We start from the raw sequence: 24204 nt of genomic DNA on the forward strand, positions 1-24204 counted from the left end.
ACCGCCTCATCGTCCATGAATACCCGCGTCCTCACTGGCATCACCACCTCCGGAACTCCCCACCTTGGCAACTACGCCGGCGCGATCCGCCCTGCGGTCCAGGCCAGCACGCAACCGGGTGTCGACGCGTTTTTCTTCCTGGCCGACTACCATGCGCTGATCAAGTGCGATGATCCGGCCCGCGTCGCGCGCTCGCGGCTCGAGATCGCCGCCACCTGGCTGGCGGTCGGACTGGACCCCGAACGCGTCACGTTCTATCGCCAATCCGACATTCCCGAAATTCCTGAGCTGAGCTGGCTGCTGACCTGCGTCACCGCCAAGGGCCTGATGAACCGCGCGCACGCGTACAAGGCATCGGTCGACCAGAACGTGGCCAAGGGCGTGGACCCCGACGATGGCGTGACGATGGGGCTGTTCTCGTACCCGGTGCTGATGGCCGCGGACATCGTGATGTTCAACGCCAACAAGGTGCCGGTGGGACGCGACCAGATCCAGCATCTGGAAATGGCGCGCGACATCGCCCAGCGCTTCAACCACCTGTACGGCCGCGACTACTTCACGCTGCCCGAGGTCGCCATTGAAGAAGACGTGGCCACCTTGCCGGGGCTGGACGGCCGCAAGATGTCCAAGAGCTACAACAATACGATTCCGCTGTTCGAAGGCGGCGCCAAGGCGCTGCGCGCCTCGATCATGCGCATCGTGACCGACTCGCTCGAGCCCGGCCAGCCCAAGGACGCCGAAGGCTCGCACCTGTACACCATCTACCGCGCCTTCGCCACGCAGGCCGAGGCCGCCGCCTTCCGCAAGCAGCTCGAAGAAGGGCTGGGCTGGGGCGAGGCCAAGCAGGCGCTGTACGACCATCTTGAAAACCTGCTGGCGCCCATGCGCGAGCGCTACTTCGACCTGATGGCCAACCCCGGCCGCATCGAAGACGTACTGCAGGCCGGCGCCGTCAAGGCCCGCAAGCTGGCCGTGCCGATGATGCGCGAACTGCGAGAGGCCGTGGGCCTGCGCAACCTGAACGCCCAGGCGCCGGCCAAGAGCACGCAGGCCAAGAAGGAAAAGGGCAAGGGCGCGCGCTTTGTCAGCTTCCGCGACGAAGACGGCAGCTTCCGCTTCCGCCTGCTGGCGGCTGATGGCGAAGAACTGCTGCTGTCGCAAGGCTTTGCCGACCCCAAGGAAGCCGGTGCGCTGATGCGCCGCCTGCAGGCCGAAGCCCCGGACACGCTGCTGCAAGCGACCGACGCCGGCCCGGCCGCGGTGCTCGATGGCGTGGCCGTGGCCACGGCGCCGGCCGGCGCCCAAGGCGATGCCCAGGCCTTGCTGGCCAAGGCGCGCGAAGCGCTGGCGTCCATGTCGCAGGAATAAGCGCGCGTCGGGCGGCGCACACTGCGCCGCCTGTTCAAGGTTGGTCCAGGCGCCGCGTCAGCGGCGCCTTTTTCGTGGGTTCTGGCGCTGCCGTTCAGCGGGTTGCGCTGCTCACGATGCGGCCGTCGAGCACCTGGAAGCGCTGCGCGCTGCCCTGGCCCGCGATCTCAAGCATGTCGCCCGACGAATAGCCGGTGACGTTCGGGCAGTCCAGCCATTCCGGGTTGATGAATGGAAAATACTTCAGCGTGCCGCTGCCCTGGCTGACGAAATCGAAGGTGGTGTTGGCGACCACTTCCGGGTCCCATTGGCTGGCATCGAAGATCAGCGCGCAGCCGGCGCCGATGCGGTAGACGATGCTGGCGCCCATGCTGGCAAAGCCCAGCGCGCCCACGTGCAGCTGGGCGCCGTTGACCAGTTCGATCACGCGGCTGCCCAGGCGTTCCAGGGTGATGTGCTTGAAGGTGACTTCGGCGCCGTCCACGGTCAGGTGGGCGTATTGGCCCAGCGTGACTTCGTTGTACGCGCCGCTCAGGCTCGCTTCTTTTTCGGTAATGGTTGCCGCTTCATTGGCGGCAAGCGTAATGGTATTGCGCATGGCGGACGGATCTCCGGTCTCTCAGGGTATGGCGCATGTTGTTCTTGTGCTTCTACCCGATAGACGCTTGCGCCGCCGCTCGCCTGATCGTGGGTCTGCTGTCGCCGTGCGGGTCCGATGCCAACGGCGTTTTATTATTTGGACACAATTCGATATTTTCTCTTATTTTTATTGCTCAGGGCTTGAGGGATCGCAAGGAAATCGGCCCATTGCGGGAAAGTCCTTAGTTGAATGACAACCTGAAGTGACGCCCTGAAGTGACGCCCTGAAATGACAACCGGCGCCTGAGCGCCGGTTGGGGACCTGCTGGTTGCGTCCTGGCTGCCTTGGGAGGGCAGGCCAGGGCAAGATCAGCGTTTGAGCTTGGCGAACGCGTCGGCCATGGCGCTGTTCATCGTGGCGCCGCCGCCTGCGTTGCCGCGACCGCTGTCCCCTTGGGGACGGCGGCCGGGGCGGTCGCCGCCCTTGGCCGGAGCGTCCGAGCCGCGTCGTGCAGGCACGGCGGCATCGTTCATGCGCATGGTCAGGGCGACGCGCTTGCGGGCCACGTCCACTTCCAGCACCTTCACGCTGACCGTCTGGCCCACGCGCACGACGTCGCGCGGGTCCTTCACGAACTTCTCGGCCAGCGCCGAAATGTGGACCAGGCCGTCCTGGTGCACGCCGATGTCGACAAACGCGCCGAAGTTGGCCACGTTGGTGACCACGCCTTCCAGCACCATGCCGGGGAACAGGTCGTTCAGCGTTTCGACGCCTTCCTTGAACTGCGCGGTCTTGAATTCCGGACGCGGATCGCGGCCGGGTTTCTCGAGTTCGGCGAAGATGTCGCGCACCGTCGGCAGGCCGAAGCGCTCGTCGGTGAAGTCCGACGGCGACACGCCCTTCAGGGCCTCGCGCTGGCCGATGATCTGCTTCACCTCGGCCTTGATCTTGGCGACGATGCGCTCGACCACCGGATAGGCTTCCGGGTGCACGGACGACGCGTCCAGCGGGTTGTCGCCATTGGGAATGCGCAAGAAGCCCGCGGCCTGTTCAAAGGCCTTGTCGCCAAAGCGCGGCACCTTGCGCAGGATGTCGCGCGTAGGGAAGGCGCCGTTCTCGTCGCGCCAGGCCACGATGTTCTTGGCCAGCGACGAGTTCAGGCCCGACACGCGCGCCAGCAGGGCGGCAGACGCGGTGTTGACGTCCACGCCGACGGCGTTCACGCAGTCTTCGACCACGGCATCCAGCGAACGGGCCAGCTCGCGCTGGTTGACGTCGTGCTGGTATTGGCCCACGCCGATGGCCTTGGGATCGATCTTGACCAGCTCGGCCAGGGGGTCCTGCAGGCGGCGGGCGATGGACACGGCGCCGCGCAGCGTCACGTCCAGGTCGGGGAATTCCTGGGCGGCCATCTCGGAAGCCGAGTAGACGGACGCGCCGGCCTCGGACACGACCACGCGCGTCACCTTCAGGTCGGGGAAGCGTTCCATCATGTCGCCTACCAGCTTCTCGCTTTCACGCGAGGCGGTGCCGTTGCCGATGGCGATCAGGTCGACCTTGTGGCGGGCCACCAGCGCGGCCAGCGTGTTGATGGTGCCGTCGCGGTCGCGGCGCGGTTCGAACGGGTAGACGGTGGTGGTGTCCACGACCTTGCCGGTCTGGTCGATGACCGCCACCTTGCAGCCGGTGCGGATGCCCGGGTCCAGGCCCAGCACGGCCTTGGGGCCGGCCGGCGCGGCCAGCAGCAGGTCCTTGAGGTTGGCGGCGAACACGCGAATGGCTTCTGCTTCGGCGGTTTCACGCAGGCGGCCGATCAACTCGCTTTCGAACGCCGTGACCAGCTTGACGCGCCAGGTCCAACGGCACACCTCGCCCAGCCAGCGGGCGCGGGGCGAGGCGTCCAGCGCGAACAGGCCGTTGCCCAGCTTCAGGAAGTTGGCCACGCGCGCCACGCAAGGGTGCGGCAGTTGCGCCTCGAGTTCGGCTTCCAGGCCCAGGCGGATTTCCAGCACGCCTTGCTGGCGGCCGCGCAGCAGCGCCAGGATGCGGTGCGACGGCAGCGTGCGCAGCGGTTCGTTGAAGTCGAACCAGTCGCGGAAGTTGGCGCCTTCGGTTTCCTTGCCGTCGACCATCTTGGAATACAGCAGGCCGGTGGACCAGAGATGCTCGCGCATGTCGGCCAGCAGGTCCGCGTTTTCGGCGTAGCGCTCGGCCAGGATGTCGCGCGCGCCATCCAGCGCCGTCTTGGCGTCGTTGATCGCGGCTTCGGGGTTCAGGTATTGCGCGGCCAGCGCGGCCGGATCGCAGGCCGTATCGGCCAGGATGGCGTCGGCCAGCGGTTCCAGGCCGGCCTCGCGGGCGATCTGGGCGCGCGTGCGGCGCTTGGGCTTGTACGGCGCGTACAAGTCTTCCAGGCGCTGCTTGGTATCGGCGGTGGAGATTTCCTGCTGCAGTTCGGGCGTGAGCTTGCCTTGCTGCGAGATGGATTCGAGGATCGCGCCGCGGCGCTCTTCGAGCTCGCGCAGATAACCCAGGCGCACTTCCAGGTTGCGCAGGACGGTGTCGTCCAGGCCGCCGGTGGCTTCCTTGCGGTAGCGCGCGATGAAGGGCACGGTGGCGCCGTCATCAAGCAGTTCGACCGCCGAGGCGATCTGGGAGGCGCGTGCTCCGAGCTCGGTGGCGAGCTGGGCAACGATACGGGCATTGTCGACGCCGGCGGCGACGTTCGTGATAACGGAAGTTTCAGACATCTCGATACGACGGCAAAAAGGAAAAACAAGGGGCGGATTGTGCCATAAGCCACTGTTACAGAACGTGCCAGGGGTGACCGATCCGTCCCTGCGACAGGGGGCGACCGCGACATGGCACGCGGAAAAGCGCGGCCGCAGCGGGTATCATTTGGTCCTTTCCCACCATCAGTGTCTGGCACCCCGACCGTCGACCGGCACGGTTGACTTCGACACTAGGCTGTTTCAATGCTGGACCTGGACATATCCGAATTCTTCGCCGAGGACGGGCCGCTTGCGTCGGCCATGCCCGGCTACAAGCCACGCCCGTCGCAAGTCGAACTGGCCCAGGCCATCGGCCAGGCGATCTCCGACCGCGCCACGCTGGTGGCCGAGGCCGGCACCGGCATCGGCAAGACCTGGGCCTATCTTGTACCCGCGTTCATCCAGGGCGGCAAGGTGCTGATTTCCACCGGTACCCGCACCCTGCAGGACCAGCTTTTTTCCCGCGACCTGCCGCGCGTGCGCGCCGCCTTGGCCGCGCCGGTCACGGCCGCCTTGCTCAAGGGTCGTGGCAACTACGTATGCCATTACCACCTGGACCGCCTGCAGGGTGATGACCGGGCGCTGAAATCGCGGTCCGAAATCCAGCAGTTGCGCCAGATCCAGGTGTTTGCCGGCATTTCCAAGACCGGCGATCGCGGCGACCTGGCCCAGGTGCCCGAAGACGCCGACATCTGGCAGCGCGTCACCTCGACCCGCGAAAACTGCCTGGGCCAGGAATGCCCGCGCATCCGCGACTGCTTCGTGGTCAAGGCCCGCCGCCAGGCCCAGGAGGCCGACGTGGTGGTGGTCAACCATGCGCTCTTCATGGCCGACCTGGTGCTGCGCGAAGAGGGCGTCACCGACCTGCTGCCCGAAGCCGACACCGTGATCTTCGACGAAGCCCATCAACTGCCGGACACCGCCACGCGCTTTCTGGGAAGCAGCGTGTCCACGCACCAGCTCATGGATTTCGGCCGGGCGCTGGAAGTCGCCGGCCTGGCCTATGCACGCGAAGCCACCAAATGGAGCGACATCTCGCGCCATCTGGAAACGGCTGCCCGCGAGCTGCGGCTGGCCTGTGCGCCGCTGGAACGCCTGCCGGGCCGCAAGGCCACGTTCGAGGCCATTCCCAACGCCGATGAGTTCGACACCGCGCTGGCGGTGCTGCGCGAAGCGGTGGACACCGCCACCAACGCGCTCGGGTCCGTCGCCGAGCGCCACCCCGACCTGGTGGCCGCTGCACGCACCGGCGCCGAGATTTCCGTGCGCTTGAAGCGCTGGGCCACCCCTGGCCGCGGCGGCTCGGGCTTCGACGACGAAGGCTGGGGCCGCGACAACCAGGCGCCCGAGCCGCCCGCTGCTGCGCTGGGCGATGGCCTGTCCACGCCGACCGCCATTCTGGAAGGCGCCGCCGCCGCCGTCGAATGGACCGGTCCGGCAGTGCGCTGGGTCGAACACGGCCTGCACCATGTGCGCCTGCATTCCGCGCCGTTGTCGGTGGCCCAGGCTTTCTCCAAATACCGCAAGCCGGGCCAGGCCTGGATCATGACGTCGGCCACCTTGTCGGTGAACGGCGAATTCCATCATTTCACCAGCCAGCTGGGCCTGGAACGCGCGCGCACCGGCAAATGGGAATCGCCTTTCGACTACCCGCAGCAGGCGCTGCTGTTCGTGCCGCGCGGCATGCCCGAACCCCAGTCGCCGCAGTTCCTGGACCGCTTCGTCCAGACGCTGCTGCCGCTGCTCGAGGCCAGCCCCGGCGGCACACTGGTGCTGTGCACGACGCTGCGTGCGGTGGACAAGGTCGCCAACCTGCTGGCCGACGCTTTCGACGATGCCGGCCACGACTGGCCGCTGCTCAAGCAGGGCGAGGGTACGCGCCGCGACCTGCTGGATCGCTTCTGCAAGCTGACCCACCCGGTGCTGGTGGGCAGCGCGAGCTTCTGGGAAGGGATCGACCTGCCCGGCGACGTGCTGACCCTGGTGGCCATCGACAAGCTGCCGTTCGCGCCGCCCGACGACCCCGTGATCGAGGCGCGCCTGCGGGCCTGTCGCGCCCAGGGCGGCAATCCGTTCTCGGAATACCAGTTGCCCGAGGCCGCCATTTCGCTCAAGCAGGGCGCCGGCCGCCTGATCCGTACCGAAGCCGATTGGGGCGTGCTGATGGTGGGCGATGCCCGCCTGGTCGAAAAGCCGTACGGCAAGCAGCTATGGCGCGGCCTGCCGCCGTTCGCGCGAACGCGCGAACTGGAAGAAGTCCTGGCCTTCTATCGGCGCAAGCAGGAATAAAAAAGCCCCTCGAGAAATCGAGGGGCTTGTTTTCCCATGCGGTGGCCGATCAGTTGAACGGGTTCCACCAGCTCTTGTCGGCCTTCAGGCCCTTGTCCTTGAACGAGCTGTTGGGGAAGTTCTTGTCGAATACGCGCTGCGAGTCGTTCTTCAGTTCGGTCATGCCGAGCTTGTCGTAGGACTGCACCATCAGGTAGAGCGCTTCTTCGGTGGCGGGGGCGCCTTCGAAGTCGGTGATGACCGTCTGCGCGCGGTTGGCCGCGGCAATGTAGGCGCCACGCTCATAGTAGTAGCGCGCCACGTGCACTTCGTTCATGGCGATGGTGTTGACCAGCCAGGCAACGCGCTTTTCGGCATCCGGCGTGTACTTGCTGTCCGGGTAGCGCTTGATCAACTCGTTGAAGGCGTCGTAGGACGCGCGCAGGCCCTTGGGGTCGCGTTCGGCCGGATCCTGGCCGGTCAGGCTGCTCATGAAGGCGCTGGCCGGCGTGAAGTTGATCAGGCCCTTCAGGTAGAGGGCGTAGTCGGTGCCGGGGTGGTTGGGGTAAAGCTGCTGGAAGCGGTCGATCGCGGCCAGGGCTTGTTCGTTTTCACCGTCTTTCCAGTTGACGTAGGCCAGCTCGAGCAAGGCCTGCTGGGCGTAGACGCCGAAGGGGTAGCGGCTTTCGATGGCGGTCAGGCGCTCGCGGGCTTCTTTCCAGCCCCCGGACGAGATTTCCGCCTTGGCGTCGGCGTACAGCTGTTCGGCGCTCCAGTTGGTGGTCTTGTCGTACTTGCTGTTGGTCGAGCCGCAACCGGCAATGGCGATAACGGCAAATAGCGCGATAACCACGCGCAAAACCGACCCGCTTCGGGAGGCGGGGTTCAAGGGAGCTGCGGAGTGGTGAATCACGAGAATCGTATCCTTGGTGTTAGCATGGCAGGCTGATTATATGATTTGTCTCCATGTCTGATACAGCCATCAGCGCAGATCTCGTTTCCGACGATGAACTCCTGGGTCTTCCTGGCGAAAATCCGGGCGAAAACCGGGGTGAGCCGCAACTTGTAACGGTGCCGTCGGGTACGCGCGCCGACCGGCTGGACAAGGTGCTGGCCGGCCTGTTGCCGGACCACTCCCGCAGCCGCCTGCAAGGCTGGATCGAAGCTGGCAACGTCCATGTCAATGGCACGCCCGGCAAGGTCCGCCAGACCGTCGGCCCGGGCGACGAGATCACCGTCTGGGCTCAGCCTGCCCCCGAAACCCTTGCGTTTGCCCCCGAAGCCATCGATTTTCCGGTGGTCGACGAAAGCCCCGACTGGATCGTGGTCAACAAACCGGCCGGCCTGGTGGTGCATCCCGGCGCCGGCAACTGGAGCGGCACGCTGCTCAACGGCCTGTTGCACCGCTACCCCGAACTGGCTCATGTGGCGCGCGCAGGCATCGTTCACCGGCTGGACAAAGACACCTCCGGCCTGATGGTCGTGGCGCGCAACGAAATTGCGCAGACCCATCTGGTACGCCAGTTACAGGCCCGCAGCATGGGCCGCGAGTACATCGCCCTGGCGCACGGCTGGGCGGCCGCGGCCGGCAAGGTCGACCGCCCGATCGGCCGCGATCCGCGCGTGCCGGTGCGCATGAGCGTCGAGCGCCCCGTGGCGCCCAAGCCCGCCATCACGCATTACACGCCCGCCCGTCGCGGCCAGGTCGACCCCGGCGGGCGCGTCACCGAAGTGGTGTGCCGCCTGGAAACCGGCCGCACGCACCAGATCCGGGTGCACATGGCCAGCCTGGGGCATCCGCTCCTGGCCGACACCATCTATGGCGGCAAGAACATCGCGGGTGCCACGCGGCAGATGCTGCACGCCCGCGCCCTGCATTTCGACGATCCGGGCGGCCGCGGCGAAGTCCAATTCGCCGCCCCCGTCCCGGCGGACATGACCCTGGTCCAGGAAGCGATCACATGGAACGCGTGATTCAAGGTTTGCCCGTGGTGACCGGCCCCGCCTGGGCCGGCGTCAATTATTTCTGCACCACCCGCGCGGGCGGCGTGGGCGTCGCCCCGCACGATACCCTGAACCTGGGCCTGCGCGCCGGCGATCATCCCGACACGGTGGCCGAAAACCGCCGCCGCCTGCGCGCAGCCTTGCCGGGCGAGCCGCTCTGGCTGCGCCAGGTGCACAGCAGCGACGTCATCGACGCCGACCAGGCCGACGTGCCGACCGAGCCCGCGCTGGATGCCAGCGTCACGACGCAGCCGGGCCGGGTGCTGGTCGCGATGGCTGCCGACTGCCTGCCCGTGGTCATGGCCGATGCCGATGGCCGTGTGCTGGGCACCGCGCACGCCGGCTGGCGCGGCCTCGCCGGCGGCGTGCTGGAAAATACTCTGGCGGCCATGCGCGCCAAGGCGCCCCAGGCCACGGCCTGGCGCGCGTGGGTCGGCCCCGGCATCGGGCCCGAGGCATTCGAGGTCGGGCGCGACGTGCTCGACGCTTTCATGGCGGATGACCCCGCGACAGAGTCCTACTTTCGTCCTCGGCCCGGTGTGCCGGGCAAATGGCTGGCCGACCTCGCCGGCCTGGCCGGTTTCCGCCTGCGCCGCGCCGGGGTACAAGAGATCAGCCAGAGCGGCCTGTGCACCGTGACAGACGCAGCGCGCTTCTTCTCCTACCGGCGCGACGGCGAGACCGGACGCATGGCGCTGCTGGCCTGGCTGGACCCGGTTTGATCCCGCGCAAAGCGGCTTGGTAAAAGGGCTGGCAGGCTTGCCGGCCTCATTGAATACCCGCATTGACAGCCCTTTACCCGCCATGCAACATCAATCGGGAAGTCTCGATAACAAGGTGTCGAAGTGAATGCCAATCTCTCCGCCTCAGGGCCCCTTCCGGTGAGCGTGGCTCCGGACGTCCTGGCCGACATCCAGGCTGAATTCTCTCGCGAGTGGCAGCGCCTGTGCGATGACGCCCGTCGCGGCGCGCTGGCTCCGCTGGCCGATCGCCGTTTTTCCGGCGACGCCTGGGCCGCCAATGGTTCGCACCTGCTGATGGCGCACACCTATCTGCTGTCCGCCCGCGCCATGTCGCGCATGGTGGATGCCGCCCAGGTCAGCGAACCCCTGCGCGATCGCCTGCGCTTTTCGATCATGCAATGGGTCGATGCGCTGTCGCCGTCCAATTTCCTGGCCTTGAACCCCGATGCCCAGCAGTCCATCGTCGAAAGCGCCGGCCGCGCCCTGAACGAAGGGCTGGCCAACCTGCTCGGCGACGTCAAGAAAGGCCGCATCACCCAAACCGACGAAACCCAGTTCGAGATCGGCCGCAACGTGGCGATCACGCCGGGCGACGTGGTGTATGAAAACCCGCTGTTCCAGCTGATCCAGTATTCGCCGGCCACCGCCACCGTGCACGAGCGCCCGCTGGTGATCGTGCCGCCGAACATCAACAAGTTCTACATCCTCGACCTGCAGCCGGACAATTCCTTCGTGCGCCATGCGGTCGAGCAGGGCTTCACGGTGTTCCTGATTTCCTGGCGCAACCCGCTGGCCAGCGATACCGACGGCGTCGACCGCGCCACCTGGTCCGATTACCTGGACAACGCGGTGCTGCAGGCGCTGCGCGTGGCCAGCGACATCACCCGGCAGCCGCAGGTCAATGCGCTGGGTTTCTGCGTCGGCGGCACCATGCTGGCCTCTGCCCTGGCGCTGGCCGAAGCGCGCGGCGAGCATCCCGTCGCGGCGCTCACGCTGCTGACCTCGCTGCTCGATTTTCACGATACCGGCATCCTCAACGTCTTCGTCGATGAAGCCCACGCGCTATGGCGCGACCATCAACTGGGCGCAGGCGGGCTGATGCCCGGGCGCGACCTGGCCACCACCTTCTCGTTCCTGCGGCCCAACGAACTGGTCTGGAACTACGTCGTCGGCAACTACCTGAAAGGCCAACGGCCGCCCGCCTTCGACCTGCTCTTCTGGAACGGCGACAGCACCAACCTGCCGGGTCCGTTCTTCTCGTGGTACTTCCGCAATACCTACCTCGAGAACAATCTGAAGGTGCCGGGCCGGGCCCAGGCCGCCGGCCTGCCGCTGGACCTGACGCGCCTGACGATGCCGGCGTATATTTTCGGTTCGCGCGAAGACCACATCGTGCCGTGGGTCTCGGCCTACGCGTCGACCCAGGTGTTGCGTGGCCCGCAGCGGTTCGTGCTGGGCGCGTCGGGCCATATCGCGGGCGTGGTCAATCCGCCCGCCAAGAAACGTCGCAGCTACTGGGTAGCGGACAATACCGAACAATCGGGCCAGCCCTTGCCGGGCGATCCCAACGCCTGGCTGGCCCAGGCCCAGGAAAAGCCGGGCAGCTGGTGGCCCGACTGGACCGACTGGCTGGCCGGCCATTCCGGCAAGCAGGTCAAGGCGCGTACGAAATCAGGCAATGCCCAGTATCGGCCGATCGAGCCGGCGCCGGGCAGGTATGTGAAGGTCAGGGCCGCCTGAAGCCGCAAAGGCGGTGGGCCCAGGCCAATAAGAAAGTCAATCAACGAGGCGTCCGTCGCACACAGGAGGAAGTCCAATGAGCGGAAAACTGGCTTACGTTACAGGCGGGATGGGCGGTATCGGCACCTCTATTTGCCAACGCTTGGCCAAAGATGGCTTTCGCGTCGTGGCAGGCTGCGGCCCCAGCCGCAATTACCAGCAATGGCTGGATGAACAGGCGGCGCAGGGCTATACGTTCTATGCGTCCGTCGGCAATGTCTCTGACTGGGAGTCCACCGTGGACGCGTTCGAACGCGTCACCTCGGATTTGGGCCCGGTGGACGTGCTGGTCAACAACGCGGGCATCACCCGCGACGGCTTGTTCCGCAAAATGACCGCCGACGATTGGCGCGCGGTCATCGACACGAACCTGAACAGCCTGTTCAACGTGACCAAGCAGGTCATCGACGGCATGGTCGAGCGCCAATGGGGGCGCATCATCAACATCAGCTCGGTGAACGGGCAGAAGGGCCAATTCGGCCAGACCAACTACTCCACGGCCAAGGCCGGCATCCATGGCTTCACCATGGCGCTGGCCCAGGAAGTCGCGAGCAAGGGCGTCACGGTCAATACCATTTCGCCCGGTTATATCGGCACCGACATGGTCCGCGCCATCCGCCCGGACGTGCTGGAAAAGATCGTCGCCACCATTCCGGTGCGCCGCCTGGGCACGCCCGAGGAAATCGCGTCCATGACGTCGTGGTTGGCCTCGGATGAGTCCGGCTTTTCCACCGGAGCGGATTTCTCGCTCAATGGCGGCCTGCACATGGGCTGACGCACTGCGGGCCGCCCGGCGGGCGGCCCTTCCGCGCCGCGCAGCTTCGGGGAGAAGGCTTGCGGCATTACACTCCAACCTATTCGAAGTCTTAGAGATCGCCCGATCCGGGGACAAACATGACGCAAGCACAAACCGGCGCCAGCCTGCGCCTGATTAAAAAGTACCCCAACCGTCGTCTATACGACACCCGGACCAGCACCTACATCACCCTGGCCGATGTCAAGCAGCTGGTTCTGGCCAACGAGGAATTCCAGGTCGTCGACGCCAAGAGCGCCGAAGACCTCACGCGCAGCATTCTCCTGCAGATCATCCTGGAAGAAGAGAGCGGCGGCATGCCCATGTTCTCGTCGAACATGCTGTCGCAGATCATCCGTTTCTACGGCCACGCCATGCAGGGCATCATGGGTTCGTACCTGGAAAAGAACATCCAGGCCTTCATGGAAATCCAGCAACGCATGGCCGAGCAGTCCAAGGGCCTGTATGGCAGCCAGTTCGGTCCCGAAGCCTGGACCCAGTTCATGAATGTGCAGACCCCGATGCTGCAGAACATGATGAACAACTACATCGACCAGAGCAAAAACCTGTTCGTGCAGATGCAGGACCAGATGCAAGACCAGACCCGTGCCATGTTCTCGACCTTCCCGTTCACTCCGGGCGGTACGCAAGGCGGCGGACGCAAGTAAGGGCAGTGCGCCCGGTCCCGGCAATGCCGCGGGCCAGGCCCTGGATACGCCGGCGTGGCAGTGGCCCGCCGGCTTTTCTTTTGCTTGATGGGACGCAACAATCGGACTCTTTTCTTGGCCTTGAGTTCAGGAGCTTGTCAGTTTTTTTCGTTACATTAATGCAAACGGTTCTTGTTTATATTTTTGAGAACCGCCGTTTCATTTGTGTCTCGAGGAATACCCCATGATCAAGAAAGCCTTGGCGCTGGCCATTGTCGGTTTGAGCGTGTCCGTCGCCCAAGCGGCTGAATACCCCATCGGCAAGCCGGTAGAGAAGGGCGGCATGGAAATCGGCGCGGTGTATCTGCAGCCGATCGAAATGGACCCGCCCGGGATGATGCGTCCCGCCAAGGATTCCGACGTGCACCTCGAGGCCGACATCCACGCCACGGCCGGCAACAAGACCGGTTTCCCCGAAGGCGAATGGGTGCCCTACCTGGTCGTGAACTACGAAATCCAGAAGGTCGGCAGCCAGAACGTGCAAAAGGGCACCTTCATGCCCATGGTCGCCAACGACGGCCCGCACTACGGTGAAAACATCAAGCTCGAAGGCCCGGGCAAGTACAAGCTGAAATATTCGATCCTGCCGCCGACGGCCAACAAGATGAGCCACTTCGGTCGCCACATCGACAAGGAAACCGGCGTGGGCGAATGGTTCGAACCGTTCGACCTGGAATATGAATTCGTCTATGCCGGCACCGGCAAGAAGGGCGGTTACTGATCGTGCGCCGCCTGCTACGCGTGGTTGCCGCGCTGTTGATCAGCGTGGCCGGCTTGGCGGGCATGGCGCCCGCGCAGGCGGACGAACTGCCCACCTTCACCCTGACGTTCAAGCCCGACGGCACCTTCGAGCCCGCGCGGCTGGAAGTCCCGGCGGGCCGCTTCAAGATCGAGCTCATCAACGAGAGCAACGAGCCGGTGGAATTCGAAAGCATTCCGCTGCGCAAGGAAAAAGTGCTGGGCCCCGGCGTGAAGTCCTTCGTGGTCATCACCATCTCGCGCCCCGGCGAGTATCCCTTCTTCGATGACTTTCACCAGTCGGTGAAAGGCACCCTGGTCGTCAAGGCCAAGGAATAGGCAGGCTGCATTACATGGAACAGGTCCTCTTTATCGTCTGGCGCGAAAGCGTCGAAGCCATGCTGGTGGTGGGCATTCTGTACACCTGGCTGCGCTCGACGCCCGAAGGCGCGCGCGGGCTGAAGTATCTGTGGGGCGGCGTGGCCGCCGGCCTGGCGCTGGCGGTTGCGCTGGCGCTGGTGCTGCTGGGCGTGTCGTCCTGGCTCAGCGACGAGGGGCAGGAATGGTTCCAGGCCATCATGTCGCTGGCGGCGTGCGCACTGGTGGTGCAGATGGTCGTGTGGATGAAAAAGCACGGCCGCACGCTCAAGGGTGAACTTGAAAGTGGCGCACGCTCATCTGTTGCCAGCGACAACTGGTGGGGCCTGTTCGTGCTGGTGGCCATTGCGGTCGCCCGCGAGGGCAGCGAAACCGTGGTGTTCCTGTATGGCACGGTAGCCGCGGGTGAAGACGGCAACAGCATGTTCATGCTGGCCCTGGCCGGCGTGGCCGGTTTCATCGTCGCGCTGCTGACGTTCTGGTTGCTGCAACTGGGCGGCAAGCTCATCACCTGGCGCCGGTTTTTCCGCGTGACCGAAATCCTGCTGTTGCTGCTGGCCGGTTCGCTGCTGGTGGGCGGCCTGGATCACCTGATTTCGCTGGACGTGCTGCCGACCATCATCGACCCGGTCTGGGATAGCTCCTGGCTGCTTAGCGACAGCACTGGAGTGGGCAAGATTCTGGCTGATTTTGCTGGATACCGCGCCTTGCCGGCCTTGATTTCGGTATTGTTGTGGGTTGCGTACTGGATCGTCGTGTGGGCGCTGTTGCGCTGGGTGGGTGGCAAGCCCGCCCCGGTCGCGGCGGCCCGCGCGCCCTCCTGATTCCGACGCCTTTGCCGGAATGAATTCATGAAGGTTTAACCATGGCAGCTGCACTCGGGAGGGCAACCTCCCGTATCGCCGACTTTCTTCGAGACCATGCCCCTCTGCTGCGCAAGCTGCAGTGGGGCATTGTTGCGATATACGCTTTCCTCCTGATTGTTCCGGCCATCATGCCTTTGCCAGGTAATTCGGCATCGGTATTCAACAATCTGACCATCGTTGCGCAGTTCGCCTTCTGGGGCGTCTGGTGGCCATTCGTGCTGATCTCGATGCCGATCCTGGGGCGGGCCTGGTGCGGCTGGTTCTGTCCGGAGGGCATGCTCACCGAATGGGCCAGCGAACGCGGCCAGGGGCATGCCATCCCGAAATGGATGCGATGGGGCGGCTGGCCGTTCGTGGCCTTCGCGCTCACCACCGTCTACGGCCAGCTCGTCAGCGTGTACCAATATCCGCTGGCGGTGCTGGCGGTGCTGGGCGGGTCCACGGTGGCCGCCATGATCGTCGGCTGGCGCTATGGCCGCAGCAAGCGCGTCTGGTGCAAGTACCTCTGCCCGGTCAACGGCGTCTTCAATGTGCTGGCCAAGCTGGCACCGTGGCACTTCAAGGTCGACGAAGAAAAGTGGCGTCATCCGGTCATCCGGATCGAACCCATCAACTGTGCGCCGCTGGTGCCCTTGCGGCACATGAGGGGCGCCGGCGACTGCCACATGTGCGGCCGCTGCAGCGACTACCGCGGCGCCATTGCGTTGACGCCGCGATCGCCCGAAGAAGAAATCGTCAATGTCACCGAGGGCGAGGGCTGGCAGACCGTCTTGCTGTGCTTCGGCCTGATGGGCATCGCCATGGGCGCGTTCCTCTGGAGCGCCAGCCCCTGGTACGTGGCCGCCAAGCAATGGGCCGCCACCTGGCTGGTCGAGCACGACATCCTGTGGCCGCTGATGGACAACGCGCCATGGTTCATCCTGACGCACTATCCGGAAGTGAACGACAGCTTCTCGTGGCTCGATGGCGCGGGCATCCTGATGTTCGTGGTCGGTGCCACGGTGATCGTCGGTGGCGCCAGCTTCCTGTCGCTCTGGATCGCCGACCGCCTGGTGCCTGCAGCGCCCTCGGCCACGCCGTCGGCCGGCGGCTGGTTCCGCCCCGGTCTGCACAAGCTGGCCCAGGCGCTGATTCCTTCGGCCGGCATCGGTGTGTTCCTGGGCCTGTCGGCCACCACGGTCAACCTGCTCAAGCACGAAGGCGTGCGCGCCGCCTGGGCGGCGCCGGTGCGCTTCACGCTGCTGGCGTTGGCGGTGCTGTGGACCCTGCGCCTGTTTGCGCGGCTGTTGAACCAGCGTCCGGCCAGCCGCTTCAAGAAGGCATTGGCCTGGCTGGTGTTGCTGGCGGGCCTGGCGCCGTTCTGTTGGGCCTGGGTGCTGTTTTTCGCGATCTGGTAGGCGCGATGCGATAAAGTGAGGGCCTTCGCCGCCTGGGCGGCTTCCCTCGCTTCATCCGATCATGGCCACCTACGCGTTTCGTCTCATCAATGTCTTCGCCTCCAGCACGTTCAGCGGCAATCAGCTATGCGTCTTCGAAGACGCGCGCGGCATGGACGACGCCACCATGTTGAACCTGGCGGCGCAATTCAACCTGTCTGAAACCACATTCATCCTGCCGTCGGATCAAGCCGATGCGCGGGTGCGCATCTTCACGCCCGGCTACGAAATGAAGTTCGCCGGGCACCCCACCATCGGCACGTCGCAAGTGCTGCGCGATCTGCTCAAGTCCGGCGATGCCCTGACGTTGGAATTCAAGGCCGGCATCGTGCCGGTGACGGCCCAAGGCGATGCCTGGACCTTTACCGCACCGTGCCCCGATGGCGTGCGCACGGCGCCGCCCGAATTGCCGGCGGCCGACATTGCCGCGCTGGTGGGATTGCAGCCCGATGACTTGCTGGGCGAACCGATCTGGGTGGATACCGGCGCCGATCAGTTGCTGGTGCCGCTCAAGAGCGTCGAGGCCGTGCGCCGGGCGCGGCCGGACGCCACGCAGTTGCATCGCTGGCAGGCCAGCAGCCTGGGCCGCAAGACCTGCTACCTGTTCGCCTTTGACGAGGGCCGCCGCCAGGATGATCGCGATCTGGTGGTGGCGCGCTATTTCTTTGCCAAGGCCGGCGGTGGCGTGGACGAAGACGCGGGTACGGGGTCGGCTTGCGCCAACCTCGGTGGTTGGCTGCGCCATCAGGGGCGCGCCTTGCCGGCCAGCATCCTGGTCGAACAGGGCGACCAGATGGGCCGGCCGTGCCGACTGCTGCTGGATGTGCAGGCCGATGGCCGCATCCAGGTCGGCGGGCGTGCACGGGAAATCGGTCGCGGTACCGTCAACGTCTGAGTGCTGCGCACGGCGAGCCGATGACGCGAGCGGCCGAGCTGGCCGCGCGTCCGGTGCGCAACAAAAGGCATGCACCAAAAGGCGCGCATCAAAAGGTGCGCATCAAAAACAACGCGGCGCCTGCGTTTGCACGCAGGCGCCGCGGAGCTCACGTCAAGGTGACGGCGTTTACTTCTTGTTCTTGGCCGGGTCGACCTTGATGTTGTTCATCACCTGCTTGACCCCCTCGACCCCGCGGGCCACGGTGGCGGCGTGATCGGCTTCGGCGGAGGTGCCGACCGTACCGGTCAGCTTGGCCACGCCATCGGTGGTTTCCACGGCGATGTCCAGGGCGCTCAATTGCTTGTCGGCCACGAAGGCGGCCTTGACCTTGGTGGTCACGGTCGCGTCGGACGCGTATTCGCCCACGGATTGCTTGGGCTTGCCGTCATTGGCGGCAAAGGCCATGGAAGTGAAGACAGCGCCCGTGCCCAGTGCGGCGGCGGCGATCAGCTTGCGGAATTCCATAGTTATGCTCCTTGTGTAGGGGTTTCAGCGCGTTCGGTTGTACGCAACGGCTAGCGAAAAATCTTTGGGTGCGATTGTTCTATTTCTTTCTGAATGCGCCGCCCAGAATGGACAGCAGCGCCAGAACCAGGAAGACGAAGAACAGGATCTTGGCGATCCCTGCGGCGCCGGCGGCGATGCCGCCGAAGCCCAGGACGGCCGCGATGATCGCAATCACGAAGAAAACAACGGCGTAGTGCAGCATGTCAGCTTCTCCTGGGTGGCTTGGAAATCAACGATTGCGATCGAAGAAATCGCGCACGTCCTTCTCGGCCTGTTCCTTGGTCTTGCCGTAGCGCTCCTGGATCAGGCCAGCGAGGCGCTCGGCGTTGCCTTCCGTACGGGTCAACTCGTCGTCGGTGAGTTCACCCCAGGCCGCCTTGGCCTTTCCGGACAGCTGCTTCCACTTGCCAGCGATGATGTCGTTATTCATGGTGACCTCTCTTCGTAGTGGCGGCTGCGTGGGCTTATGGCCGATAAACCTGGCAGTCGCGGGTGAGTTGGACACTGATCAGCTTGGGTTCAAGGTACAGGGCCGTCTTGCGGGCTGTCAAAGGACGCTGTGGGTAAATGTAACGGCCGGGGACGGGGCAAATCGCGCGTCCCGTGACGGGATTTGGGCAGGCCGTGCGCAGAGAGGGAGTTACAGTTGAGCAACGTCTTGTCCTGTTTTGAGGGGGGCAAGTAACGGGAAATACGCGATTTTGAGGCGTTTTTCGCGATGGCTGGCTGCGGCTGCGACGCATCGGTATAGTCGGTTCAGGCCGCTTGCGCGAGGACATGGTCACGCAAGCGACGGCATCCAACTCAAGAGGGGACACGCATGACGCAACGATTCTGCCGCACGCTGTTATTGGCGCTGATCGCAATGGCGGCGCTGGGGTGCACGCACGTGACGGACCGGTATCAGGCCGAGGCGCCCGCGACCCGGGCCGCCAGCTAGCGCGCGCCTCTCTCGCGGCGACCGGCCAGGCCAATGAGAACGGGGCGCCCCATGGGCGCCCCGTTGGTCTGCTGGCGCCGCCATCGCCGGCGGCCCATGGCTGCCGGTCAGGCTTCCTTGATGCGGCGAGCGATGTGGTCCAGCGCTTCTTCGACCTGGTCCACCAGGATCAGGCACAGGTCGCCGGCGCCCAGGCGGGCCAGCGCCGTGTCGATCGCCAGGAACTCGCCGTGGATCTCTTCGATGTGGCGGGTGCGGCTGGCGCCGACCAGGCCTTGCTGCAGCAAGGCCAGTACCTCGCCGTCCTCGCGGCCGCGTTGGCATTGATCCTGGTAGAGCAGCACGTCGTCAAAGGCGGCGCCCAGGATCTCGGTCTGCATGCGGATGTCTTCGTCGCGGCGGTCGCCGGCACCGCTGATCACTACCGAGCGGCGTTTCGCCGGCATGGCATCGACCGCGCGCACCAGCGCCAGGATGGCGTCGGGATTGTGGCCGTAGTCGGCGATCACGGTGGCGCCGCGATAGTCGAACACGTTGAAGCGGCCAGGAGCGGTCTGCGCGTCGTTGACGAAGGTGGCCAGGCCACGGCGAATGATGGCCCAGTCCAGGTTCAGCGCCCAGGCGGCCGCAACCGAGGCCATGGTGTTCTCGACCTGGAACGTGATGGTGCCGTTGCGGGTCAGCGGAATCTCGGCCAGCGGGAAGCGGGTTTCCTCGCTGCCTTGCGCCGCCACGATGGCATCGCCATCACGGTAGACCACGCGCAGGCCCTGGGCGCGGTGCGTCGCCATGATGGGGTGGTTGCGGTCTTCGGCGAAGTAGGTGATCGACCCGGGGCAACTGGCGGCCATGTCGGCCACGATGGGATCGGCGGCGTTCAGCACGGCCGTGCCGCCGGGATGCACGTGCTGCACGATCACGCGCTTGACCACGGCCAGGTCTTCGACGGTGCTGATGTAGCCCAGCCCCAGGTGGTCGCCCATGCCGATGTTGGTGACGATGGACACGTTGCAGCGGTCGAACGCCAGGCCTTCGCGCAGGATGCCGCCGCGCGCCGTTTCGAACACGGCGGCGTCGACGTCCGGGTGCATCAGCACGCTACGGGCGCTGCGTGGGCCGCTGCAGTCGCCGGTGTCGATGCGCAGGTTGTCGACGTAAACACCGTCGGAATTGGTCATGCCGACGCGGTTGCCGGCCACGCCCAGGATGTGCGCGGTCAGGCGCACCGTGGTGGTCTTGCCGTTGGTGCCGGCCACGGCCACCACCGGAATGCGGCCGTCGTCGCCGTCCGCGTACATGTTGGCGATGATGGCTTCGCCCACCGCGCGGCCCTTGCCGAACGAGGGATTCAGGTGCATGCGCAGGCCGGGGGCCGCGTTCACTTCGACCACGCCGCCGTGCTGCTCTTCGAGCGGGTAGTGCACGCTTTCCGCCACGACGTCCACGCCGCAGATATCCAGGCCGATCATGCGCGCCGCGGATACCGCGCGCGCCGCCATTTCCGGATGCACTTCGTCGGTGACGTCGGTGGCCGAGCCGCCGGTGCTCAGGTTGGCGTTGTTGCGCAGGAAGATCAGGGTGCCGGGGGGCGGCACCGAGTCGGCGTCGAAGCCCTGTTTTTTCAGCGTGGCCAGCGCGATGTCATCAAAGCGGATCTTGGTCAGCGAGGTGGCATGGCCGTCGCCGCGCAAGGGGTCGGCGTTGACCTGGTCCACCAGTTGGCGGATGGTCTGCACGCCGTCGCCGGTGACCTGGGGCGGATCACGGCGCGAGGCCGCCACCAGCGCGCCGCCCACCACCAGCAGGCGGAAGTCGTGGCCGGGAATGTAGCGTTCGACGATGACTTCGGAACTGATTTCCTCGGCGACTTCGAAAGCCTGGATCACGCGTTCGCGCGTTTCGATGTTGACGGCGACGCCGCGGCCCTGGCTGCCGTCGCGCGGCTTGACCACTACGGGGCCGCCCAGCTCCTGGGCCGCGGCCCAGGCGTCTTCGGCGGTGGTGACCGAGCGGCCGAGCGGCACCGGCACGCCGGCGGCGTCCAGCAGCATCTTGGTCAGGTCCTTGTCTTGCGCGATCGATTCGGAAATGGCGCTGGTCAGGTCGGTTTCGGCGGCCTGGATGCGGCGTTGCTTGCTGCCCCAGCCGAACTGCACCATGCTGCCCTGGGTCAGGCGGCGATAGGGAATGTTGCGGGCGGTGGCGGCGTTGACGATGGAACCGGTGCTGGGACCCAGACGAACGTCTTCATCCAGTTCGCGCAGGCGCTTCAGGGCGTCGGCCAGGTCGAACGGGGTGTCGTCCAGGGCAGCGTGCACCAGCGCCTGCGCCAGGTCCATGGCCAGCCGGCCGACTTCTTCTTCGCTGTATTCCACCACGACCTGGAACACGCCGGGTTCGATGGTGGACGAGGTGCGGCCGAACGTGACGGGGCAGCCGGCGTAGGCCTGCATCGTCAGCGCGACGATCTGCAGCACGTGGGCAATCGACACGGCGCCTTGATGGCCTTCGGGGCGCAGCAGGCCGGTCTGCGGCAGCCGTGCGCGCAGGCGGGCTTCGAAGTCGGGCAGGTTATCGATGGAGCATTCGGCGTCGGCGCAGGAAACGATGGCCTCGATCGCGGTGTTCTTGCTCCACAGATTGGGGCCGCGCAGTGCTCGGATACGGGAAACTTCCATGGCAGGTATTCCTGTCTAGCTTACGCGCGCCCGCGACCGGGGCCGGGGCGCGCACAGTGATGTCAGTGTTGCTGGATCCAGCGACGCACGAGATCGATGGTGGGGCCGGAGAATGCCTCGTCGGATTGCAGTAGGACGAAGTCGCCCGCGGCGATGCCGTCCAGCTGGCTTTCGATGGCCCGGCCGTGGTCGGGTTCGTCCAGGATCTGCTTGACGCGACTGCCTTGCTCCAGGCCCTGGCGCAGCAATGCGCGCGCCTGGCCGGCCGGGCGCTTGCTGGCGACCGTGGCGTCGTCGTAGAGCACCACGCGGTCGAAGGCATCGCCCAGCAGGCGGCCTTGTTCGATCAGGTCCGCGTCGCGGCGGTCGGCGCCGGCCGAATAGACGGCGGCGCGCGTGGTCGACGGGAACTGGTCGATGGCCGCGATCAGCGGACGCAGCGCGGACGCGTTGTGCACGTCGTCCACCACCACCGTGCTGCCGTTGCGCTCGAACAGGGTGAATTGCCAGGGCGCATCGGCCTGGTCGATGTCGAAGGTCTCGATGCCCGCGCGGATGAGTTCCACGGGGATATCCAGCGCCCAGGCGGTGCCCACCGCCGCCAGCACGTTTTCGACCTGGAAGGCCACGCGGCCGCCGTGGGTCAGGGGAATGGCGGCGACGGCGGCCAGGCGTTCCTCGCGGGCGCCTTGCGCCAGCACGATGGCGCCATCACGCACGTACACCGCGCGGCCGTCTTGCTGCTGGTGGGCGGCAATGGCGGGCAGGGCGGGGTCGATGCCGAAGAAGATCACGGCGCCGTCGCACAGCTCGGCCATTTCGACCACGCGCGGGTCGCGCGCGTTGAGCACGGCGGTGCCGGTGGGCAGCACCACGTCGACCTGGGTGCGGAACACGTTGAACATGCGTTCCGTTTCATTGATGTCGAAGTCGCCCAGGTGATCGGCGTCGTCGATGTTGGTGACCACGCCGACCTGGCAGCGGTCGTAGGCCAGGCCCTGGCCAAGGATCACGCCGCTGTCGTTTTCGATCACGGCGGCGTCGACATTGCGGTTCATCAAGAGGCGCGTGCCCGAGGCGAAATCGGCGCGGTCGCCCTTTTGCACCAGGCGGCGGTCAAGGTAGAGCCCTTCGCTGCAGGCCAGGCCGGTGCGCTTGCCCGACAGGTGCAGCAGGCGGGCCACCAGGCGCGCCACGACGGTCTTGCCGTTGGTGCCGGTGACGCCCACGATAGGGATGCGGCCCGCGTCGCCTTCCGGGAACAGGTGGTCGACGATGGCGCGGCCCACCGGGCGCGGCGTGCCGTCGGCCGGCTTCAGGTGCATCAGCAGGCCCGGGCCGGCGTTGACTTCGACGATGGCGCCGCGCTGTTCGTCCAGCGGACGCGAGATGTCTTCGGCGACCAGGTCGACCCCGGCGATGTCCAGGCCCACGATGCGGGCGGCCAGGGTGACCGTGGCGGCGATGCTGGGGTGCACGCGGTCGGTCACGTCGAAGGCGACGTTGCCGCTGCGCTGCACCAGCACGCGCTGGCCGTCGGCCGGCACGCTGTCTTCGGTCAGGCCCTGGCGGGCGATTTCCAGCCGCGCGGCCGAATCCAGGCGCACCGGATTCAGCGGATGGTTCTCGGTGCGGCCGCGGCGCGGGTCGGTATTGATCTGGGTGTCGATCAGGTCGGTCAGGGTGGACTTGCCGTCGCCGGTGACCCAGGCCGGCTCGCCGGCGGCCGCGGCCACCATGCGGTTGCCCACCACCAGCAGGCGGTGCTCGTTGCCCAGCACGAAGCGTTCGACGATGACGCCGCTGCCTTCGTCCACCGCGACGCGGTAGGCCGACACGACGTCTTCGCGCGTGGTCAGGTTGGTGAACACGCCGCGGCCATGGTTGCCGTCATAGGGCTTGACCACGACGGGCAGGCCGATGTCTTCGGCGGCTGACCAGGCGTCGTCTTCGCTGTCGACCAGACGGCCTTCAGGGACGGGCACGCCGCAGGTCGAGAGCAGTTCCTTGGTCAGGTCCTTGTCGCGCGAGATGCCTTCGGCGATGGCGCTGGTGCGGTCGGTTTCGGCCGTCCAGATGCGGCGTTGGCGCGCGCCATAGCCGAATTGCACGAGGTTGCCCTCGAACAGGCGGATGTAGGGAATGTCGCGGTCGTCGGCGGCATCGACGATGCAGGCGGTGCTGGGGCCCAGGCAATGGCGGTCGACCAGGCGACGCAGGCGGGTCACGGTGGCATCGACGTCGAACGGGCGGTCTTCGATGGCGGCCATGACCAGGTCGCGGGCTTCGTTCAGGGCGGTGCGGGTGACCTGTTCCTGCCAGGCGCGCACGACGACTTTGTAGACGCCGCGGGTGGAGGTTTCACGGGCCTTGCCGAAACCGCCGCGCAAGCCGGCCAGGTTCTGCAGTTCGAGCGTGACATGTTCAAGAATGTGGCCGGGCCAGGTGCCTTCTTTCAGGCGGGCCAGAAAACCGCCCCGTACGCCCGGGCTGCAGCGGTGCTCGATCAGGGTCGGCAGCCATTCGGTCAGGCGCTCGTAGAAGCCGGGGATCGTGTTGGAGGGGTAGTCCTCCAGTTCGCCGATATCCACCCACGCTTCAAGGACCGGACGGTACGTCCAAATGTTCGGGCCGCGCAAAGCCACGACATCGAGAAATTCAATGTCTTTCTTTTTCATGTTTTAATTTACTTGAGAAGCAGGTTGGCACGC

20 protein-coding genes are annotated in these 24204 nt (G+C 65.9%); 12 read left to right on the forward strand and 8 right to left on the reverse strand.

What is annotated here, in order from left to right; all coding sequences use genetic code 11:
• The first annotated feature begins 15 nt into the window (after window positions 1-15).
• Window positions 16-1368, forward strand: coding sequence for a tryptophan--tRNA ligase (locus AC3WMR_RS02760; protein WP_492262559.1), 1353 nt, complete (start codon window positions 16-18; stop codon window positions 1366-1368).
• Between the two features lie 94 nt (window positions 1369-1462).
• Here AC3WMR_RS02760 and AC3WMR_RS02765 read toward each other — a convergent pair whose 3' ends face one another.
• Together AC3WMR_RS02765 and tex are read right to left on the reverse strand one after the other, a co-directional pair.
• Entirely contained in the window at window positions 1463-1966 is a 504-nt protein-coding gene (locus AC3WMR_RS02765; RefSeq protein ID WP_025140119.1) for a hypothetical protein, read from the reverse strand.
• Window positions 1967-2316: 350 nt separating this feature from the next.
• Window positions 2317-4698, reverse strand: coding sequence for an RNA-binding transcriptional accessory protein Tex (tex, locus tag AC3WMR_RS02770; protein WP_492262560.1), 2382 nt, complete (start codon window positions 4696-4698; stop codon window positions 2317-2319).
• 225 nt (window positions 4699-4923) lie between these two features.
• Here tex and yoaA point away from each other — a divergent pair, with 225 nt between their 5' ends.
• On the forward strand, window positions 4924-7008 hold the full coding sequence (yoaA, locus tag AC3WMR_RS02775) for a DNA repair helicase YoaA (protein WP_175195870.1): 2085 nt from the start codon (window positions 4924-4926) through the stop codon (window positions 7006-7008).
• 49 nt (window positions 7009-7057) lie between these two features.
• Here the strand turns inward: yoaA and AC3WMR_RS02780 are convergent, their stop codons facing one another.
• Window positions 7058-7846: an outer membrane protein assembly factor BamD gene (locus AC3WMR_RS02780; protein WP_025140122.1), complete on the reverse strand. Its 789-nt coding sequence runs from the start codon at window positions 7844-7846 to the stop codon at window positions 7058-7060.
• Window positions 7847-7953: 107 nt separating this feature from the next.
• Here AC3WMR_RS02780 and AC3WMR_RS02785 point away from each other — a divergent pair, with 107 nt between their 5' ends.
• The 10 genes from AC3WMR_RS02785 to AC3WMR_RS02830 all read left to right on the forward strand — a co-directional run bounded on the left by AC3WMR_RS02785 (window position 7954) and on the right by AC3WMR_RS02830 (window position 17326).
• Entirely contained in the window at window positions 7954-8961 is a 1008-nt protein-coding gene (locus AC3WMR_RS02785; protein ID WP_175195872.1) for an RluA family pseudouridine synthase, read from the forward strand.
• Entirely contained in the window at window positions 8949-9713 is a 765-nt protein-coding gene (gene pgeF / locus AC3WMR_RS02790) for a peptidoglycan editing factor PgeF (RefSeq protein ID WP_492262561.1), read from the forward strand. Before AC3WMR_RS02785 ends, pgeF begins: the two co-directional genes overlap by 13 nt.
• 123 nt (window positions 9714-9836) lie before the next feature.
• Window positions 9837-11474 carry a PHA/PHB synthase family protein gene (locus tag AC3WMR_RS02795; RefSeq protein WP_492262562.1) on the forward strand — a complete coding sequence of 546 codons (1638 nt, stop codon included), beginning with the start codon at window positions 9837-9839 and terminating at the stop codon, window positions 11472-11474.
• 76 nt (window positions 11475-11550) lie between these two features.
• Window positions 11551-12288, forward strand: coding sequence for an acetoacetyl-CoA reductase (phbB, locus tag AC3WMR_RS02800; RefSeq protein ID WP_492262563.1), 738 nt, complete (start codon window positions 11551-11553; stop codon window positions 12286-12288).
• Window positions 12289-12407: 119 nt separating this feature from the next.
• Entirely contained in the window at window positions 12408-12974 is a 567-nt protein-coding gene (gene phaR / locus AC3WMR_RS02805; protein WP_025140127.1) for a polyhydroxyalkanoate synthesis repressor PhaR, read from the forward strand.
• A gap of 223 nt (window positions 12975-13197) precedes the next feature.
• Entirely contained in the window at window positions 13198-13734 is a 537-nt protein-coding gene (locus AC3WMR_RS02810; protein WP_263910632.1) for an iron transporter, read from the forward strand.
• Window positions 13731-14090: a cupredoxin domain-containing protein gene (locus AC3WMR_RS02815; RefSeq protein WP_042885617.1), complete on the forward strand. Its 360-nt coding sequence runs from the start codon at window positions 13731-13733 to the stop codon at window positions 14088-14090. The genes AC3WMR_RS02810 and AC3WMR_RS02815 overlap by 4 nt, the downstream gene beginning before the upstream one ends.
• 14 nt (window positions 14091-14104) lie before the next feature.
• On the forward strand, window positions 14105-14953 hold the full coding sequence (locus AC3WMR_RS02820) for an FTR1 family iron permease (protein WP_492262564.1): 849 nt from the start codon (window positions 14105-14107) through the stop codon (window positions 14951-14953).
• Between the two features lie 41 nt (window positions 14954-14994).
• Complete coding sequence (locus AC3WMR_RS02825) at window positions 14995-16392, forward strand: 4Fe-4S binding protein (RefSeq protein ID WP_492262565.1); 1398 nt, start codon at window positions 14995-14997, stop codon at window positions 16390-16392.
• Between the two features lie 61 nt (window positions 16393-16453).
• The gene (locus AC3WMR_RS02830; RefSeq protein ID WP_492262566.1) at window positions 16454-17326 is read left to right on the forward strand and encodes a PhzF family phenazine biosynthesis protein; all 873 of its coding nucleotides are present in this window, start codon (window positions 16454-16456) and stop codon (window positions 17324-17326) included.
• Window positions 17327-17494: 168 nt separating this feature from the next.
• Here the strand turns inward: AC3WMR_RS02830 and AC3WMR_RS02835 are convergent, their stop codons facing one another.
• From AC3WMR_RS02835 to cphA (AC3WMR_RS02855), 5 genes are all read right to left on the reverse strand, one after another.
• On the reverse strand, window positions 17495-17833 hold the full coding sequence (locus AC3WMR_RS02835; RefSeq protein WP_263910640.1) for a BON domain-containing protein: 339 nt from the start codon (window positions 17831-17833) through the stop codon (window positions 17495-17497).
• A 79-nt stretch (window positions 17834-17912) separates the two neighbouring features.
• Window positions 17913-18077 carry a DUF1328 domain-containing protein gene (locus tag AC3WMR_RS02840; RefSeq protein WP_006389411.1) on the reverse strand — a complete coding sequence of 55 codons (165 nt, stop codon included), beginning with the start codon at window positions 18075-18077 and terminating at the stop codon, window positions 17913-17915.
• Window positions 18078-18104: 27 nt separating this feature from the next.
• Window positions 18105-18305, reverse strand: a complete 201-nt coding sequence (locus tag AC3WMR_RS02845; RefSeq protein WP_025140133.1) for a CsbD family protein — start codon at window positions 18303-18305, stop codon at window positions 18105-18107.
• Window positions 18306-18922: 617 nt separating this feature from the next.
• On the reverse strand, window positions 18923-21493 hold the full coding sequence (gene cphA, locus AC3WMR_RS02850; protein ID WP_492262567.1) for a cyanophycin synthetase: 2571 nt from the start codon (window positions 21491-21493) through the stop codon (window positions 18923-18925).
• Between the two features lie 62 nt (window positions 21494-21555).
• Window positions 21556-24171 (reverse strand): cyanophycin synthetase, encoded by a 2616-nt coding sequence (cphA, locus tag AC3WMR_RS02855; protein ID WP_492262568.1) that lies wholly within the window; start codon window positions 24169-24171, stop codon window positions 21556-21558.
• Between the last annotated feature and the right edge of the window lie 33 nt (window positions 24172-24204).

It is taken from the genome of Achromobacter sp. FW305-C-28 (assembly GCF_058783235.1).

Bases quoted from the DNA above. Each gene is read 5' to 3' on its own strand.
- tex (WP_492262560.1), bottom strand. From the start codon at position 4,698: ATGTCTGAAACTTCCGTTATCACGAACGTCGCCGCCGGCGTCGACAAT.
- cphA (WP_492262567.1), bottom strand. From the start codon at position 21,493: ATGGAAGTTTCCCGTATCCGAGCACTGCGCGGCCCCAATCTGTGGAGC.
- AC3WMR_RS02840 (WP_006389411.1), bottom strand. From the start codon at position 18,077: ATGCTGCACTACGCCGTTGTTTTCTTCGTGATTGCGATCATCGCGGCC.
- AC3WMR_RS02820 (WP_492262564.1), top strand. From the start codon at position 14,105: ATGGAACAGGTCCTCTTTATCGTCTGGCGCGAAAGCGTCGAAGCCATG.
- AC3WMR_RS02785 (WP_175195872.1), top strand. From the start codon at position 7,954: ATGTCTGATACAGCCATCAGCGCAGATCTCGTTTCCGACGATGAACTC.
- yoaA (WP_175195870.1), top strand. From the start codon at position 4,924: ATGCTGGACCTGGACATATCCGAATTCTTCGCCGAGGACGGGCCGCTT.
- AC3WMR_RS02845 (WP_025140133.1), bottom strand. From the start codon at position 18,305: ATGAATAACGACATCATCGCTGGCAAGTGGAAGCAGCTGTCCGGAAAG.
- AC3WMR_RS02765 (WP_025140119.1), bottom strand. From the start codon at position 1,966: ATGCGCAATACCATTACGCTTGCCGCCAATGAAGCGGCAACCATTACC.
- AC3WMR_RS02835 (WP_263910640.1), bottom strand. From the start codon at position 17,833: ATGGAATTCCGCAAGCTGATCGCCGCCGCCGCACTGGGCACGGGCGCT.
- AC3WMR_RS02825 (WP_492262565.1), top strand. From the start codon at position 14,995: ATGGCAGCTGCACTCGGGAGGGCAACCTCCCGTATCGCCGACTTTCTT.
- phaR (WP_025140127.1), top strand. From the start codon at position 12,408: ATGACGCAAGCACAAACCGGCGCCAGCCTGCGCCTGATTAAAAAGTAC.
- cphA (WP_492262568.1), bottom strand. From the start codon at position 24,171: ATGAAAAAGAAAGACATTGAATTTCTCGATGTCGTGGCTTTGCGCGGC.
- AC3WMR_RS02810 (WP_263910632.1), top strand. From the start codon at position 13,198: ATGATCAAGAAAGCCTTGGCGCTGGCCATTGTCGGTTTGAGCGTGTCC.
- AC3WMR_RS02830 (WP_492262566.1), top strand. From the start codon at position 16,454: ATGGCCACCTACGCGTTTCGTCTCATCAATGTCTTCGCCTCCAGCACG.
- AC3WMR_RS02760 (WP_492262559.1), top strand. From the start codon at position 16: ATGAATACCCGCGTCCTCACTGGCATCACCACCTCCGGAACTCCCCAC.
- phbB (WP_492262563.1), top strand. From the start codon at position 11,551: ATGAGCGGAAAACTGGCTTACGTTACAGGCGGGATGGGCGGTATCGGC.
- pgeF (WP_492262561.1), top strand. From the start codon at position 8,949: ATGGAACGCGTGATTCAAGGTTTGCCCGTGGTGACCGGCCCCGCCTGG.